The organism is Rhodospirillum sp. A1_3_36, from assembly GCF_047263945.1.
In the GTDB taxonomy this organism is placed as follows: Bacteria; Pseudomonadota; Alphaproteobacteria; order Rhodospirillales; family Rhodospirillaceae; genus Rhodospirillum.
This window is the reverse complement of the sequence record NZ_JBLAVB010000008.1, coordinates 148003-165540: the sequence shown is the minus strand read 5'-3', so window position 1 is coordinate 165540 and position 17538 is coordinate 148003. Positions and strand designations below refer to the sequence as shown.

At 60.2% G+C, this 17538-nt stretch carries 11 protein-coding genes; 7 read left to right on the top strand and 4 right to left on the bottom strand.

The window, feature by feature from the left end; all coding sequences use genetic code 11:
• The first annotated feature begins 253 nt into the window (after positions 1–253).
• Positions 254–1231: a diacylglycerol/lipid kinase family protein gene (locus ACLIRY_RS17210; RefSeq protein ID WP_413206648.1), complete on the top strand. Its 978-nt coding sequence runs from the start codon at positions 254–256 to the stop codon at positions 1229–1231.
• A 261-nt stretch (positions 1232–1492) separates the two neighbouring features.
• Here the strand turns inward: ACLIRY_RS17210 and ACLIRY_RS17205 are convergent, their stop codons facing one another.
• The 3 genes from ACLIRY_RS17205 to ccrA form a co-directional block, all read right to left on the bottom strand.
• Entirely contained in the window at positions 1493–3400 is a 1908-nt protein-coding gene (locus tag ACLIRY_RS17205; protein ID WP_413206647.1) for a DUF262 domain-containing protein, read from the bottom strand.
• Positions 3401–3719: 319 nt separating this feature from the next.
• Entirely contained in the window at positions 3720–5393 is a 1674-nt protein-coding gene (locus ACLIRY_RS17200; protein ID WP_413206646.1) for an acyl-CoA dehydrogenase family protein, read from the bottom strand.
• A 276-nt stretch (positions 5394–5669) separates the two neighbouring features.
• Entirely contained in the window at positions 5670–6950 is a 1281-nt protein-coding gene (ccrA, locus tag ACLIRY_RS17195) for a crotonyl-CoA carboxylase/reductase (protein ID WP_413206645.1), read from the bottom strand.
• A 220-nt stretch (positions 6951–7170) separates the two neighbouring features.
• On the opposite strand from ccrA, the gene ACLIRY_RS17190 reads away from it, so the two are divergent.
• From ACLIRY_RS17190 to groL, 4 genes are all read left to right on the top strand, one after another.
• Positions 7171–9183 carry a methylmalonyl-CoA mutase family protein gene (locus ACLIRY_RS17190; protein WP_413206644.1) on the top strand — a complete coding sequence of 671 codons (2013 nt, stop codon included), beginning with the start codon at positions 7171–7173 and terminating at the stop codon, positions 9181–9183.
• Positions 9184–9470: 287 nt separating this feature from the next.
• Positions 9471–10067: a GGDEF domain-containing protein gene (locus ACLIRY_RS17185; protein WP_413206643.1), complete on the top strand. Its 597-nt coding sequence runs from the start codon at positions 9471–9473 to the stop codon at positions 10065–10067.
• Positions 10068–11159: 1092 nt separating this feature from the next.
• A complete protein-coding gene (gene groES / locus ACLIRY_RS17180; RefSeq protein ID WP_413206642.1) occupies positions 11160–11447 on the top strand; it encodes a co-chaperone GroES in 288 nt (95 codons plus the stop codon).
• Between the two features lie 126 nt (positions 11448–11573).
• Positions 11574–13229, top strand: coding sequence for a chaperonin GroEL (groL, locus tag ACLIRY_RS17175; protein ID WP_413206641.1), 1656 nt, complete (start codon positions 11574–11576; stop codon positions 13227–13229).
• A gap of 117 nt (positions 13230–13346) precedes the next feature.
• Here groL and ACLIRY_RS17170 read toward each other — a convergent pair whose 3' ends face one another.
• Positions 13347–14423 (bottom strand): methyl-accepting chemotaxis protein, encoded by a 1077-nt coding sequence (locus tag ACLIRY_RS17170; RefSeq protein WP_413206640.1) that lies wholly within the window; start codon positions 14421–14423, stop codon positions 13347–13349.
• A gap of 551 nt (positions 14424–14974) precedes the next feature.
• Here ACLIRY_RS17170 and pip point away from each other — a divergent pair.
• Both pip and ACLIRY_RS17160 read left to right on the top strand, forming a co-directional pair.
• Positions 14975–15934, top strand: coding sequence for a prolyl aminopeptidase (gene pip, locus ACLIRY_RS17165; protein WP_413206705.1), 960 nt, complete (start codon positions 14975–14977; stop codon positions 15932–15934).
• A 231-nt stretch (positions 15935–16165) separates the two neighbouring features.
• Entirely contained in the window at positions 16166–17533 is a 1368-nt protein-coding gene (locus ACLIRY_RS17160; protein ID WP_413206639.1) for a diguanylate cyclase, read from the top strand.
• Positions 17534–17538: the final 5 nt, after the last annotated feature.

Below are 17538 nucleotides of genomic sequence, written 5' to 3'. Positions count from 1 at the left end.
AAACACGATTATATCTGTATCAACAGTGATCCAGGCAGTACATTTGTGACTGTAATATTTCATTTTTATTACAGTCCAAATGGGATTTTCCTGAATTTTTCGTGACTTAGGGCTTTGCAGCACGCCTTGTCGCAGTACCGTCCCAGCGCGGGCCCCGTTTCGAGGCCTCCCCCTTCGCCCAATTCTTCGCCCTTGGGTGGCCATATTTATCCGTCACTCGATCTCGGCTCTTTCAAGGAAGGACTTATTCGGTATGTCCCGCCCGTTCCCCCTCTCGGTGCTCCCCTCGTCCCGCGCCCGCCCCGCATCGGCTGTTACACCTCGCCGGGTGATGGTGATCGCCAATCCGGCAGCCGGAACCTTGAAGGGACGAAGACTGAACAAGGCTCTTCTGGCCTTGGAGCGGGAGGGCTGCTGGGTCAGCCTTCGGGAGACAACAAAACCGGGAGATGCAACACTCATCGCCCAGGAAGCCCGCAGGGATTCCCTTGACGTGGTAGTGGCTGCCGGCGGAGATGGGACCATCAACGAGGTGGCGAACGGGCTGGCCGGTTCGGGCGTCGCCCTGGGCATTATCCCCCTGGGCACGGCCAATGTGCTGGCGATTGAGGCGGGGATTCCCCGGGATCCGGCCAAGGCGGCCCGGATCATTGCCACGGGCCAACCCCGGGAATTGTACATGGGCGAGGTCAAGGCCAGTGCAGAAACTCCGCTGGGCGGCCCCCGGCGGTTCGTGATGATGGCCGGGGCGGGGTTTGACGCCCATGTGGTGGATACGGTCGACTTGGCCTTGAAGCGCCGGTCAGGCAAGTTCGCCTATGTCTGGCGCACCCTGCAAAGCGCCCTGACCTACAGGTTCCCGACGGTCTCGGTGGATGTCGAACGTCCCGATGGGGAAATTCTCCATCGGGAGGTGGCGACGGCGGTTGTCTGCAATGGCAAATATTACGGTGGCCCCTTCATTGCTGCCCCCGCAGCGAACATTTCCCACCCCACCTTCCAGGTGGTGCTTCTGCCCCGTCCGGGTCTTGGAAACGTGGCTCGCTACAGCTTCGCCCTGGCCTTGGGGCGTTTGCCCCACCTGCCGGATGTGGAGATCCTGGAGGCCAGGCGGATCAGTGTCCGAATGCAAGGGGCGGAACCTCTGCAAGCGGATGGGGACACGGTCGCCCATATGCCCGTGGACATCGCCATGGCCCCCAAACCCGTCCATTTAATCGTTCCGGGGTAAGGATGCGGAGCAACTCATCGCCGTTTCTGCTCCCAAGAAGTGACCGCCGCCCGTCCGAGTCCCTTCGAGATCGAGTTGAGCCACTTCTTAGCCCAAGGTGCAGTGAGTTTGATCGCGGCACTCAGAAGCGGAGACCGCCAACGAGTCACAAATTGGGGCCGTTGGCATCAGGGACTCAAGGGACCACTGGCGGGCCCCGACCGATCGTGATGATCACTCCGTTTACGCCATAACCCTGCCATAGATGATGATATGGCCACATCAGCCTGTCGGAGAGAGCAACGCCGCTTCGGAGGCATCTTCCGTTGATTCTGCGTCCTCGCCTTCTTCCGAGCCGTCGCCGCTATAGGCTGTCTTGCCCATTGCCAGTTCAATCATACCAAGCAAGCGCTTTTGTCGATCTTCCATGAACTCCTCGAACTTGTCGCCACGGAGGAGAGTGGGATTGATGAGATGCGATTGCAGATAAACGTCCAGCTTCTCGCTAGCGATTGGCGGCGTCGACCTGTTTCCGCTTTCCAGCTTCGCCAGATACTCGCTCGGTGCAACGCCGCCAATGATCCTGTTGGTGCGATACGACAGCGGGGTCTTGTTGATGATGGAATCGAACACGGCAGGTTTGATGCTTTGCGTCTTGCACCAATCCTGCGGGAAGATGTGGTGAATATCCACGTTCTCCCCGAAAAACACCGTATGGTCGAACTTCTGGCCCGACCGGAAATCCTGGGCGCCTTCCTTCATCAGTAAGGCGTTCATGCCCTTATAGGCCGCTGAAAGCCGCATCCGCATGGTTTTCAGGCGGTCGGAGCGGAAGATGGTTTCGCTAACCGTCGAAGGCTCCGCCCCGCCGCTCAGCCAGCGCGGCACTTCCATGAAATCCTTGGCAATGCGCGTTTCGACAGCAGAACCATACAACTCGCCGAACACGCCATTCCAATACCACTGAACCAGCTTTGCCCGGTTGGCTTCATGTTCCCACGCATCTCCAATATCGGCGAGTATTGCCGCCAGAGGTACAATCTGCGACTGATAAGGCAGATCGAAAATGCGATAGATATGGAGCATGTGCAGAAACTTGGCGGCTTGCACGAAACCGCATTCCACCTGCGCCTCATATTGCTTGTAGGCTTCCAACGGCAGATCGAGAAGGGCTTTCCGGTTGCCCGACACCGCTGGCAATTCCTTGCCTTCCTTGCCCGCCTGTTCGGCGGCGCGCCGCCTGTCGCGGGTGAAAAAGAGTGAAATAGCCTGCAAGAAATCCGTATTGCCGACACCGGCTAGAATACCGGCATCGGAATCCGCGGGGCGCAGGGTATCGGCAAGCCGCTGGTGGCGGCCCTTGACGCCTTCATCGCCATACCAGTCCTTGCGCAACTCGTGGCCCGAGGCGGCATACATCGCCGTGACCAGTTCGAAGGCATCCAGCGGCTTGCCACCCGTATTCACCTTCTCGAACACCACGCAGACGGCTTCCTTGGAGGTCGAGCGGTCGAGCGCGATCACGGGCACGCGATACATCTTAAAATTTTCCAGCACCTCTTTCTTAAAGGTGCGAAATTGCTCGCGCACGGCCTTGTGTTCTTCGCCCGACCAAGTGTCGTTGAAGCCATCCTGCCACGTATCCCAATCGAACACCTGGCTGATCGGGAACATCAGCGCCGCATGTTCCTTTTCCGGTGTGGAAAGATCGAGAGCGCCTTCGCGCCCGAAATCCGTGCGCACGACGCGATCCTCCGGCACGCCGATCACGGCTTCCTCGCGGTCCACCGTTTCGTTAATCGCCTTGGCAATATCGAGATAGAACCAGCGTTTCACCCGCTTCTTCTTCGGAGTGACCGTTTCCACAACCTTGCCGCGCAACGTCACCTGATAGAGCGAAGTCATGCGCTGCTGACCATCGAGCAGCAGGGATTGCGGTGCCGTTTGGCGGGCTTCCGCAGGGGCGCCCTCGACGGGGCGCGGTTTGAAATTGACCGGCCCGCCGGTGTCCAGCGACATGAGCGCACCCACAGGGAACGCGCGCGAAATCGAAGCGATCAGGCTTTTGATCCGATCTTCGTCCCAAACCCAACTGCGCTGAAAATCCGGCAACTGGATGATGCCCCGATGGCACTCATCGAGAAGCCGGTGAAGGTCGATAGGATTGGTCTGAAACGACGCCCCTGCCATGCTCGACATTTCCTTTCTCTCGAGTAAAACGGGATCAGTTTGAGTCAAGCTGGCCCAATTTCAATTTAGTTATACTCTGTGTCCTCGAAAATCAGGAAAACCTGCTTCGCAGTTTCTGGGGCCTTTCGGCCAGTAAATGCTCGGGGTCTGGGGCCTTTCGGCCCCAGTGGGGGGCGGGGCAAAGCCCCGCGTTTTTCGGCTTTTTCAAGGAGACGGAGTATATATAGATCTCGGAGCACTCTATGGGCAAAAAAAGGGCCGGAGAGTGATCCCCGGCCTTAGTAATCGCGCACGATACGCGAGAGTGTGACCGCTGTGGTTACCTGCTAAGCAGTCCCCGTGCGATCACATGGGCCTGGATTTCGGCGGCACCCTCGAAGATATTGAGGATCCGGGCATCACAGAGAATCCGGCTGATCCGATATTCTTCGGCGTAGCCATTGCCGCCGTGGATCTGCAGGGCGTTGTCGGCGTTTGACCACGCGACCCGTGCCGCCAGCAGCTTGGCCATCCCCGCTTCGATGTCACAACGCCGATCGCTGTCCTTGGCCCGCCCCGCCGCATAGGTCAACTGACGCGCCACCATGGTTTCCACCGCCATCCAAGCCAGTTTTCCGTGGACCCGAGGGAAGGCGTAGAGGGGCTTCCCGAACTGTACCCGGTCCTGGGCGTAGCGCATGCCCTCCTCCAGCGCGTTCTGAGCCACGCCCACGGCCCGGGCCGCGGTCTGGATGCGGGCGCTTTCGAAGGTTGCCATCAGCTGTTTGAAGCCCTGGCCTTCCTCACCGCCCAGCAGGTTTTCCGTGGGGACGGTGAAACCGTCGAAGGAAAGTTCGTATTCTTTCATGCCCCGGTATCCGAGCACCTTGATCTCGCCACCGGTCATGCCCTCGGCCGGGAAGGGGGTCTCTTCCGTGCCCCGGGGCTTTTCCGCCAGCAGCATGGACAGGCCCTTGTAGCCCGGTTCGTCCGGGTTGGTGCGGACCAGCAGGGTCATCAGGTCGGAACGCGAGGCATGGGTGATCCAGGTCTTGTTGCCGGTCACCCCGTAGGTTTCGCCCTCCTTCACCGCCCGGGTGCGCAAGCTGGCCAGATCCGACCCCGTGTTGGGTTCGGTGAAGACGGCGGTGGGCAGAATCTCGCCGCTGGCGATCTTCGGCAGGTAGTGTTCCTTCTGGGCCTCGGTGCCGCCCAGGCGGATCAGCTCCGCAGCGATCTCCGAGCGGGTGCCAAGCGACCCGACGCCGATATAGGCCCGGGAGAGCTCTTCGGTCACCACGCACATGGCTGTCTTGCCCATGCCCAGACCGCCGAAGTCCTCGGGAACGGTCAGGCCGAAAACACCCATCTCGGCCATCTGGTCGATGACCTCCATGGGGATCAATTGATCCTTCAGGTGCCAGTCGTGGCAATGGGGGGCGACCTGCTCATCGGCGAACCGGCGGAACTGGTCACGGACCATGTCCAGGGTCTCGTCCTCCAGTCCCAGGGCGCCGAAATGACCGTCCTTCATCAGCTCGGCCATGCGGGCTTTCACCTTTTCGGTGAAGCCGTGTTCGCGCAACAGGGTGGTATAGGGGGTTTGCAGCAGGTGCCGTTCCCGCACGACGATGCCGAAATCGGCCAAACGGGCGTATTCGCCCTGGCTCATGGGCACGCCGCCGAAAATCTGGTGCAGGTATTCCGAATAGGCGGCTTGCAGGATCAGGCATTCCAGCTCGCCCAGCTTGCCTTCCGCCTCCAGCCGCTTGGCCCAGTCGAGCATGCAGCCCAGGGCGGACACATAGGTGGTGTACCAGGACAGACCGTGGGCGGCGTATTGGTGCTCGTCCAGCAGGGCGGAATCGACCTTACCCGTGGGCGCGACCATGGCACGCACATGGCCACGGATCTTGGACAGGGCTTGGTCAACGGTGTTGTAGGACCGCTCGCAAACGTAAAGAAGATCCTGGAGAACCAGGGTCGCGGAGGTTTCCTTGGGCAGGGCACTCATGGGTTGGTCCCTCGGCTTAGAGCATCGAGCGGAAAAGTGGGTCCCGGTTTTCCGGTCCACTCGATGCTCAACTTGTTGAATCTAGATCAAATTGTCCGCCCTCAATCGGACTCGATTTAGGGCAGTTTGATCTAAGAGTGTCTCGTGATCGCGCATGTCCGCAGCAGTTGGTCCGCCGCTGGTTTGGCCCCGACACCGGGGGACGGAGAAGGGAATATCCCGCCTCCCGGTGTCGCTACCGTCTTTCTTGAACCGTTTCCCCGTTCTTCTTCTTTCTTAACCGTCGAGGCAGTCCTCGATGGTGCGGCGGCCCGGCTTTTTCGCCTGGATCAAAACCGCCATATTCCCCGGCTTGTGCTGATTCTTCAGCATCTTGGTATGGGCCTTGGGGATCTCCTCCCAGGAGAACACTTCGCTCATGCAGGGGTCGACCCGGCGTTCGATCACCAACTGGTTGGCCTGTGCCGCCTGCTTCAGGTTGGCAAAATGGCTGCCCTGGATCCGCTTCTGGCGCATCCAGACGAACCGGGCGTCGAAGGTCAGGTTAAAGCCGGTGGTGCCCGCGCAGAAAACCACCATACCGCCCCGCTTCACGACATTACAGGACACCGGGAAGGTCTGCTCACCCGGGTGCTCGAAGACGAAGTCCACATCGTTGCCCTTGCCGGTGATCTCCCAGATCGCCTTACCGAACTTGCGGGTCTCGCTCATGTACTCCTTGAAGCCCTCCCCGTTCACCTTGGGCAGCTGGCCCCAGCAATTGAAGTCCTTACGGTTGAGCACACCCTTGGCGCCCAGGCTCATGACGAAGTCCCGCTTGGTCTCGTCGGAGATCACCCCGATGGCATTGGCGCCCGCCGCCGCGCACAGCTGAATGGCCATGGATCCCAAGCCGCCCGAGGCGCCCCAGATCAACACATTGTGGCCAGGCCGCAGGACATGCGGACGGTGGCCGAAGAGCATGCGATAGGCGGTGGCCAGGACCAGCACATAACAGGCGCTTTCTTCCCAAGTCAGATGCTTGGGGCGGGGCATGATCTGCTGGGACTGAACCCGGGTGAACTGGGCGAAGGAGCCGTCCGGCGTCTCATAGCCCCAAATCCGCTGGGTGGGCGAGAACATGGGGTCGCCGCCGTTACACTCCTCGTCGTCCCCGTCGTCCTGGTTGCAGTGGACGACCACTTCGTCGCCAATCTTCCAGCGCTTCACCTTAGAGCCGACCGCCCAGACGATGCCCGAAGCATCGGACCCGGCGATGTGATAGTCCGCCTTATGCACGTCAAACACGCTGATCGGGGTTCCCAGGCCGGCCCAGACACCGTTGTAGTTGACGCCTGCGGCCATGACCATGACCAGAACTTCGTGGCTGTCCAGCTCCGGGGTGTCGACCACTTCGATCTGAAAGGACTGCTCGGGGTCGCCGTGCCGCTCGCGCCGGATGGCCCAAGCGTACATCTTTTTTGGGACATGACCCAACGGCGGGATCTCGCCCAGGTCATACAAGTCTTTTAGGGCCTGGCCGGGCTTCAGATCGATGACGTCCGCCGTGTCGCTCATCACTGGTCCTCCAAAGGGGGATTGTCGGTCCCGGCGTCCCCCGATTGTCTGGGGTGATGCGCCGTGCTTGAGACGAGGGATACCGAATGAGACCTTCCCCCGCAATGCACAAAATGATAGTTTGTTTCGTACAGATGGGGTGTTCGGTAATTATTGTTCGCAAAACCACCCGATAGAGGGATTGGGGCCGGACGGTAGCCGACTATTGAAGGAGACAAGCATGTCCGAGAAGCCCGAGACCAACCCACCCAATCCTGCCACAACGCGGGACAAACCTTGGCTTTTCCGCACCTATTCGGGCCATTCGTCGGCCAAGGCGTCCAACGCACTGTACCGAACGAATCTTGCGCGGGGTCAGACGGGCCTGTCGGTGGCCTTCGATCTGCCGACTCAAACCGGGTATGACAGCGACCATGTCTTGGCCAAGGGCGAAGTGGGCAAGGTGGGCGTGCCCATTTCCCACCTGGGCGACATGATGACCCTGTTCGAGGATATTCCCTTGGGCAAGATGAATACCTCCATGACCATCAACGCCCCGGCGCCCTGGCTGTTGGCCCTGTATATCGCCACGGCGGAACGGCAGGGGGCGACCCGGGCTGACCTTCAGGGCACGGTGCAGAACGATTTGATCAAGGAATACCTGAGCCGGGGGACCTATATTTTCCCGCCAGAGCCCTCCTTAAGGCTGATCAACGACGTGATTGCCTTCACCTACAAGGAGGTTCCCAAGTGGAACCCCACCAACGTCTGCTCCTACCACCTGCAGGAAGCCGGTGCGACGCCGGAGCAAGAATTGGCTTTTGCCCTGGCCACGGCCGTTGCGGTGCTCGACACCGTGAAGGCCCAAGGCCAAGTGCCGCCCGCAGATTTTGCGAAGGTGGTCGGGCGCATTAGCTTTTTCGTCAACGCAGGCATTCGCTTTGTTACGGAACTCAGCAAGATGCGCGCCTTCACCGAGCTGTGGGACGAAATCTGCCGTGAGCGCTACGGCGTGGAAGAGGAGAAGTACCGTCGGTTCCGCTATGGCGTCCAGGTGAACTCCCTGGGGCTGACCGAACAGCAACCGGAGAACAACGTCTATCGGATCCTGCTGGAAATGCTGTCTGTCGTCTTGTCCAAGAACGCCCGCGCCCGGGCCGTGCAGCTTCCCGCCTGGAACGAAGCCCTGGGGCTGCCCCGTCCCTGGGACCAGCAGTGGTCCCTGCGCCTTCAGCAGATCGTCGCCTATGAAACGGACTTGCTGGAGTTTCCGGACATTTTCGATGGCTCCGTGGCGATCACCAACAAAGTGGAGGCGCTCAAGGACTCCGCCCGGGCGGAACTGGCGCGGATTGACGACATGGGTGGCGCCGTGGCCGCCGTCGAATCCGGCTACATGAAACAGAAGCTGGTGGAAGCCAACGCCAAGCGCATCGGCGGCATCGAGAGTGGCGAGCAAGTGGTTGTCGGCGTCAACAGGTTCACCGAAGGTGCCCCCAGCCCGCTCGCGGCGGGGGAGGGCGCCATCATGACCGTCGACCCGGCAGCCGAGCAGGAACAAATCGACTCCCTGGTGGCTTGGCGGGGGACCCGCGATTCGGCCAAGGTTCAGGAGAGCCTGGAAACCCTGCGTCGAGCTGCGACGGAAGGCTCCAATATCATGGAACCCACGATTGCTTGCGCCCATGCGGGAGCGACCACAGGCGAATGGGGGCAGATCCTGCGACAGGTCTTCGGCGAATACCGCGCGCCCACCGGCGTGGGGCGGTCCGTTTCCACCGGCGCTCCGGGCAAGCTGGGTGAGGTCCGGACCAAGGTGGATGCCCTGTCGGCAACTCTGGGCCGTCGGGTCAAAATGCTGGTGGGCAAGCCGGGCCTGGATGGCCATTCCAACGGTGCCGAACAAATCGCCGTGCGTGCCCGGGACTCGGGCATGGAAGTGGTCTACGAGGGGATTCGCCTGACACCGGCCCAGATCGTCAACGCCGCCCTGGAGGAAAGCGTCCATGTGGTGGGCCTGTCCATTCTGTCCGGATCCCATGTGCCCCTGGTGACGGATGTTCTTGAGCGAATGCGCACCGAAGGCCTGGGGGATATTCCCGTTGTGGTCGGGGGAATTATTCCGCCCGAGGACGAGAAGGTCCTTCTCGCTGCAGGCGTGGCCCGGGTCTATACACCCAAGGACTATGACATGACGACGATCATGGACGATATCGTGAGTATCGTCGCAGCGGGGGCACAAAAGGCGGCCTGACCTCGGCCCCCTGGGGAACGATCAAATAGGAGACGCCCAATAAGAGAAGTCCAATAAGAGAATATTGCGTGCAGGGGGCATCGGGGGATGCGGTGCCCCCAAGGGGGAGCCGGGGTGATCGAGAAAGGCCACCCCGGCTTTTTTTGCCCAGCGTCGGCGGAGGCCCAAAAATCGCCGAAAGCCACAAATTTGCCCGTTGCTCCCGCTCCCTTATTGCGGTGTTAACGTGATTCGCCGATAACACTCGAAAGACATAATGTTTCCAAAGCGAAACGTGAGGGAAAGCGGTGAGTGATTTCTTTTTGATCTTGGGGTTCGGAGCGACCCTGGGGGCGCTTCTCATTTGGTATCCGGCCGCCCGGTGGCGTCGGGGTCAAGTGGAACGCTTGAAAAAGTCCCTGGAATCCACCCAGGAGATGGCCATCAAATTGACGGCTATGGATCCGTTGACCGGCGTGTTCAATCGGCGTCGGATCTTCGAAAGCCTGTTGGTTGAGCATGAACGGGCCAAGCGCGACCATCTGCCCTATGCGGTGTTGATGGTCAAACCCATGGAGTTTTACAAGGTGACGAATATCTACGGGCAGACCGTGGGCGATGGCCTGTTGCGTGATATCGCCAAGCTGTGCCAGTCCGAGGCTCGGGCGACTGACATCGTGGGGCGGTGGAAGGGGGCGACCTTCGCTATCCTCTGCCCCGGAGCGGACGAAGCAGCGGCGCATGTGATGGCCGGACGCCTGCTCATGCGCGTAGAGAACACCAATTTCTCGGATGTGGGCCGCTTGACAGTGGGTGTTGGGATCAGTGTGTCGGAGGCCGATTATCCAGATACGGCCGATGCGGCGCTCGCCCGGGCCGAGGCCGCTTTGCGTCAGTACGGATAACGGGTCCTGGTGATTCGATTCTTTCGCAGCAAATCACCAAATGACTGGGTTCATCGATGCAACCTCATGCCCCCTCCGGGACAGGTCGCCCTTGAGGCATGCGCTGAACCTCTGATATTGAAGCAAATCGTCACGCCTACGGCGTGCGTTCCGCCCGTCGCAATCTGTTCCAGATTGCTCGGGATTTGCTCTAAAGTATTCCGAGATCAAGTGGGGTCACTTCTTGGCCACTTTACACAACAAGGGGGGTTCCCGTTACGGGGCTTTGCCCCGTCCCCCACTGGGGCCGAAAGGCCCCAGACCCCAGGCATCCAATTTTTTTAAAGAAAAAATGGGGGTTTGGGCAATCGCACAAAAAAGATGAGACTTGGTCGTATACCCTGCGTCTTCGCCCAATTTAGCCTCGAAGACTCTCTATGCTATGGTTCTTCATATGGCGGGCTTCGGCGCAGTATTCCGCCAAGGCTCCGCACCGCCGTGGCCAGGGCTGCCTGTCGGTCACCCCGAGCCATATGGGCGCGCATGTCCCGTTCCGTTTGATGCAATAGATTCAAAGTCTCCGTAAGCTGACGCGTCCGGGCATCAGGAACTGGAGAAGAAGGCGCGACTGCCGCACCGGATGGGGTCGGATCGTGGGACAAGGGAGTCTCTCAAAGTTCAGACAGCAGGGTCACTAGGAATTGAGCAGAACGCCAATACGTTATGTTATAACGTATCATTTCACAAGACCCTCCCATCAAATCCCGAAGCCTCTTCAGACCAACCTCAGAAACAGAGGGGTGACACTCCTGCCCCTCGAACACCATATGAACGAGATAAAACCGGCGGCATTGAATGCTTCTTCCTCAATCGACCCGCCACACTTTCAACCGAAGACACTCCAGATACAGCCCCTCCGGCCTGTATCATGTGTCCTACCTCCCTGAGTCGATACCCTCCGTTCACAAAACCGCCCCAGTGTCTTCTCTTGACAGCGAAGCGCCTTGGGATTAACTCTCTGGCACTCACCGGCCCCGAGTGCTAACAGCACCGGATCACGCCGGTTCGTATTGTGGCAAATCAACGATTTGCAATTCCGACGGAGGCTAGTCCATGAATTTCCGCCCGCTGCATGACCGCGTTCTCGTGAAGCGCCTCGAGAGCGAGGAGAAGACCGCCGGTGGCATCATCATCCCCGACACCGCCAAAGAAAAGCCCATGGAAGGCGAAGTGATCGCCATCGGGTCCGGCGCGCGCGGCGATGACGGCAAAGTCGTCCCCATGGACGTCAAGGCCGGCGATCGTATCCTGTTCGGCAAGTGGTCCGGCACCGAAGTCAAGATCGATGGCGTCGATTACCTGATCATGAAGGAATCCGACATCATGGGAATCACTGGCTAAGCCAGGATGCCCCAGGCGCCGGACCAGGGGTCTGGCGCCTCGACACGACTTTCCCCGGGCGTGGCCCCTTTGGCCAACTTGGTCGAACCCACCCGCCCCTGAAATCTGATTCAAGAGGAACATGCAATGTCCGCCAAGGATGTGAAGTTTTCCACCGACGCCCGTGACCGCCTGCTGAAGGGCGTTGACACCCTGGCCAATGCCGTCAAAGTGACCCTGGGTCCCAAGGGCCGCAACGTTGTCCTGGACAAGAGCTTCGGCGCTCCCCGCATCACCAAGGACGGCGTTTCCGTCGCCAAGGAAATCGAACTGAAAGACAAGTTCGAGAACATGGGCGCCCAGATGGTCAAGGAAGTTGCTTCCAAGACCGCCGACATTGCCGGTGACGGCACCACCACTGCCACCGTTCTGGCCCAGGCCATCGTCCGCGAAGGCGTGAAGTCCGTCGCCGCTGGCATGAACCCGATGGACCTGAAGCGCGGCATCGACCTCGCCACTGCGGCCGTGGTCTCCGACGTGCAGGCCCGGTCCGTGAAGATCAAGACCTCCGCCGAAGTCGCTCAGGTTGGCACCATCTCCGCCAACGGTGACGAGGAAGTCGGTCAGATCATCGCCACCGCGATGGAAAAGGTCGGCAACGAGGGTGTCATCACCGTCGAAGAAGCCAAGGGCCTGGAGACCGAGCTGGACGTGGTCGAGGGCATGCAGTTCGACCGTGGCTACCTGTCCCCCTACTTCGTGACCAACGCCGAGAAGATGATCGCGGACCTCGAAAATCCGTACATCCTGCTCCACGAGAAGAAGCTGTCCGGCCTGCAGGCTCTGCTGCCGGTCCTGGAGTCCGTCGTTCAGTCCAGCCGCCCGCTGCTGATCATCGCCGAGGACGTCGAGGGCGAAGCCCTGGCCACCCTGGTGGTCAACAAGCTGCGTGGTGGCCTGAAGGTCGCCGCCGTCAAGGCCCCCGGCTTCGGTGATCGCCGCAAGGCCATGCTCGAGGACATCGCCATTCTGACCGGTGGTCAGGTGATCAGCGAAGACCTGGGCATCAAGCTCGAGAACGTCACCATCGACATGCTCGGCACCGCCAAGAAGGTCACCATCACCAAGGAAGAGACCACCATCGTTGATGGCGTGGGCGAGAAGGCCGACATCGCGGCCCGTTGCGCCCAGATCCGCGCCAACATCGAGGAGACCTCCTCCGATTACGACCGTGAGAAGCTGCAAGAGCGTCTGGCCAAGCTGGCCGGCGGTGTCGCGGTGATCAAGGTCGGCGGTGCCACCGAGACCGAAGTGAAGGAAAAGAAGGACCGCGTCGACGACGCCATGCACGCCACCCGCGCTGCGGTGGAAGAGGGTGTGGTCGCCGGTGGTGGCGTGGCCCTGCTGTACGGCACGCGCGCCCTGGCCGAGCTGAAGGGTGCCAATGCTGACCAGAACGTCGGCATCGAGATCATCCGCCGCGCCTTGCAGGCTCCGGTCCGTCAGATCGCCGAGAACGCCGGCACCGATGGCGCCGTGGTTGCTGGCAAGCTGCTGGAAGCCACCGACACCAACTTCGGCTACAACGCCCAGTCCGGTGAGTACTGCGACATGATCAAGGCCGGCGTCATCGACCCGACCAAGGTTGTGCGCGCCGCTCTGCAGGACGCTGCGTCCATCGCGGGCCTGCTGATCACCACCGAAGCCATGGTCGCTGACATCCCCGAGAAGAAGGAGGGCGGCGGCGCTCCTGACATGGGCGGCATGGGCGGCATGGGCGGCATGGGCGGCATGGGCTTCTAAGAGACGCCCGGCTGAACAAGCCTGTTCTAGGGCCAGTTCTAGGGAAGGGGCCGCTCCGAAAGGGGCGGCCCTTTTTCCATTCGGATGTCCTCTGGGGAGGTCCTCAAGGGGTGCGGATCAGGGCCCCTGAATGATGCAACCGTACCAACCGAGACCGTCGTAGGTCTCATAGCCCGGCGTCCGGTGAAAGCCGACAACAGTTCCGTCCGGCTGGGAATAATGCCCGGCCCTCTTCCCCTCGGTGCGCAGATCCACTTTTTCCGTCAGCATCCCCACGCCATCGGAGGACGCGATGACCCGCAGCTCGGCGTCCAACAAAAGCGCCCGGGAGCGACGGGCTTCCTTTTCCGTAAGACGGACCCCCTCGACGATGGACCGGGCCTGGGGTCCCCAATCGAAGTGAATGCCCAACACCCCGAGGACAGCGCCTTGAGCCTCCCCGCCTTCACGGATCGCCGCAGCGTATGTGGAGACGGGCGCGTTGTTGAGGACTCCATTCAGGGAAATGTCTGCGACCGCATACTCCTCCCCAGTGCGTGTTGCCAAGGCCTCGCGAAACCAAGCCTCGGAAGACACGGAATAGCCCCTGGCCCCATAGCGGTCCGGACGACCGTTGGCGATGACCTGACCGTTCAGATCGCAAATCCACAGGTCCAAATAAACGGTGTAGGCAGACAAGATCACGCCCAATCGTTTGGCAGCATAGGCCTGAGCCTCCGGCGACGGATGGCCGAGGCACTCCACCACGGCGCTATCGGTAGCCCACCATCGAACATCGCAGGTTCGTTCGTACAGGTTTCGATCGATCAACTCGACGGCCGTCAAAGCCAAATCGACCATGCGCTGACCTCGGAGGTGGTCGACGATGCTGCGGCCAATCTGGTCGAGCAATTCCACCTTGGCCGACAACTCCCCCCGCAAGGCCCCGGCGATCTCGGCGATTTCCTCGGACACCCCCTTCACTTCATTGGCAACCACGGCAAATCCCCGACCCAAATCCCCGGCGCGAGCGCTTTCGATCAACGCATTCAAGGCCAGTATTTTCGTTCGCCCTGTAACCGCCTGTATTTCGGCAACCTTACTCTCCGTCGTTTCCCGAACATCAGCAGTCAAGGCAACGATCCGCGCTGGATCCGTATCCCCATCGGCCAATGCCCCGCTTTGATCGCTTTGGTCTGTACCGTGGATAGTCATGCGCCCCCCTAAGACAAACCGGCTCTTTCACCGAAGCCAAGAAACCCGACGCGGTCATCCCTTTGTCATCTGATTACTTTTGCCTAAGTATTCATCAGCACAGACACCATATCATCGGCTTCCCTCTAACGACCAAGGCAAAAAAGTATCACTTCCGATATAATTCTCGTGACGAGGCACGGATGAGCACCGAGACGGGACTTTTGTCGGGACTGGAGGCGGGGTTTCGCCTTATTCTTTCCCTCCAAATGACCACAGTCGGCCACGGACCATCGCAAAGGTGGCCCCTGACAGTAAAACGAGAGGAAGAAAAAAATGCACCGGAGGACTCTGTGAAAGGTGGTGAGACTCCCATATCCAAGAAACCCTTTTTAGGGAGCGTCCGACGCGTGGCGCTCGCCGCCTTGGATCGACGCCGTTTTCTTCTTCCGTCCTCCCCCGCCGCGTCTGACCTTGATAGCCATGTTGATAGCCATATGGTCTCTCCTTCTCCGCAACAGCCCCCCGACGAGACTCTCCCCTCCCCTGACACGCAACGGAAACCCCGCGCCCTGACTCACACCGACCCCCTCTCCGACCTCTATCCGGCCATTGAACCCCGCCGCACCGGCCGCCTGAAAGTAGACGCCACTCATGTCCTCTATTGGGAGGAGAGCGGCAATCCGGAAGGCATTCCCGCCGTGTTTGTCCATGGCGGACCAGGGGCAGGCACGGCCTCCTTTTGCCGCCGGTATTTCGATCCGGACCGCTACCGCATCATCGTCTTCGATCAGCGCGGATCCGGTCGCTCCCGCCCCTATGCGGCGTTGGAAAACAACACCACCCAAGATCTGGTGGCGGATATGGAGCGTTTACGAACCCTCCTGGATATCGACGCATGGCTGGTCTTCGGCGGGTCCTGGGGCAGTACCCTGGCCCTTGCCTACGGTCAGTCCCACCCCGACCGCTGCCTGGGGTTCATTTTACGGGGCGTTTTCCTGTTCCGAGCCTTCGAAGTGGATTGGTTCCTGAACGGTATGGGCCGCTTTTTCCCCGAAGCCGCCCAATCCCTGCTCGCCCCCCTGTCCGAGGAAGAACGGAACACGCCCCTGGCCACCTATTATGCCCAGCTGACCAATCCGGATCCCTCGGTCCACCTCCCCGCTGCGCGGATCTGGAGCAATTACGAGGATTCTTGCGCCCGCCTGCGTCCCCGCCATTCGGACGGCGGCGATGGCCATGCGGCCTTGGCACTCGCACGCATGGAATGCCACTATATGATGCATGAAGGCTTCCTCCGAGAAGGCCAGTTAATGGAGGAGCTCCATCGGATTACCCACCTGCCCTGCGCCATCGTCCAGGGCCGATATGACGTGGTCTGCCCCCCCGTGACGGCCTGGGAAGTCCACAAGGCTTGGCCCGGAAGCAGCCTGACAATGGTCTCCGATGCGGGACATTCAGCACTGGAACCGGGTATTCGTGCCGCATTGACGCAAGCCACCCGTACATTTGCCGACCGATATTCCCCATAGGTCGTTTCGCTTTTCATCAGCGGCTCAGGACCGGCCTTCCCTCTTCTTTTGTGCGGACCCTAAAAAAGAAGAGTCGATCGTTCTGAAACCTTCATCTTCTCGCCGGACTCCTCCCTTGTCCGAAGCTCAGGAGAAACAATTCCGTAAAATGATTGCCGAGAATCAGACCCGTCCCGTACAGTTGAGTGACGCTTTTCAGACGGTTCAGGAACACAAGGCGGAACACAGCCCATGGTTAGCGTGGTCGACACATTAATACCAGAAGGTCCGCAAGGCAGAATCCTGATTGTGGAGGATTCCCAGTTTTTCATGCACGTACTGAAACGCCGCATTGGACAGGACCTGGGCTTTGACATCATCGCCGCAGAGACCCTGGCCGAAGCAAGAGCCGCGATCGCCGCCCATGGAGCAGACCTTTTCCTTTGCCTGATCGATCTCATCCTGCCAGACGCCCCGAATGGGGAAATCGTCGACCTGATGACCGAAAACAAACTGCCAACGGTCGTCTTCACTGGAGCCTTCAGCGAAGACCTGCGGGAACAGGTGCTGTCCCTTAATGTGATCGACTATGTCACCAAGGACAGCCCGGCCAGCCTGGAATACCTGGTGTCCATGGTCCGCCGCCTTTGCCTGAACTCCCTCCTGAAGGCCATTGTCGTGGACGACAGCAAGACAGCCCGGGCCTATATCCGCGATCTGCTGCGACTGTATCGATTCCAGGTCCTCGAAGCGGCGAATGGAGAGGAAGCACTGGAGCTGCTCAAGGAACACCCAGACGCCCGCCTGGTGGTCACCGATTACTACATGCCCAAGGTCGACGGCTTCGAATTAACCAAGCAGATCCGCAAGACCCATAGCCGGGCTCAATTGGCGGTGATCGGCGTCTCCACGGGGGGGAGCGCACCCTTATCGGCCCGTTTCATCAAATACGGCGCCAATGATTTCATCAATAAACCCTTCCTGCGCGAGGAATTTTTCTGCCGGATCGCGCAGAACATGGACAACCTCGACTATATCAATGCCCTTTCCCAGGCGGCCCAGCTCGACCCGTTAACCGGCTTGCACAACCGCCGCTTCCTATACGAAGCGGCAGGAAAATCGCTGGCTGCCGCCCTCCGGGCTGGGGGACGCCCCGCCGTCGCGGTCGTCGACCTGGACAACTTCAAGGCCATCAACGACACCTATGGCCATGACGTGGGCGATCAGGTTCTGGTGGCCCTGGCGGAGGTCCTGCGCACAACGATCAAACGCAAATCCGATATCGTGGCCCGGTTCGGCGGAGAGGAATTCAACATTTTCACGCCGGATTTACACCCCGCGCTCGCCTTTACCTTCTTTGATGGCGTCCGCGCCGCAGTCGGGGAAAAATGTATCGATATTCCCAACATTGGCACCATTCAGGTCACCTGTAGCATCGGCGTCACCGTCCAGGCGGAAGAAGATCTGCGGATCATGATTCAGCGGGCCGACGCCCTTCTCTATCGTGCCAAGGAAACCGGGCGGAATAGGGTCGTGGTGGACAACCCGGCCGCATCCGAGCAGGCAACAGACACCCCACATTCTGTCGCGCCCCCCGCGACAACCCCCAGCGAGGTCTAAAGGTG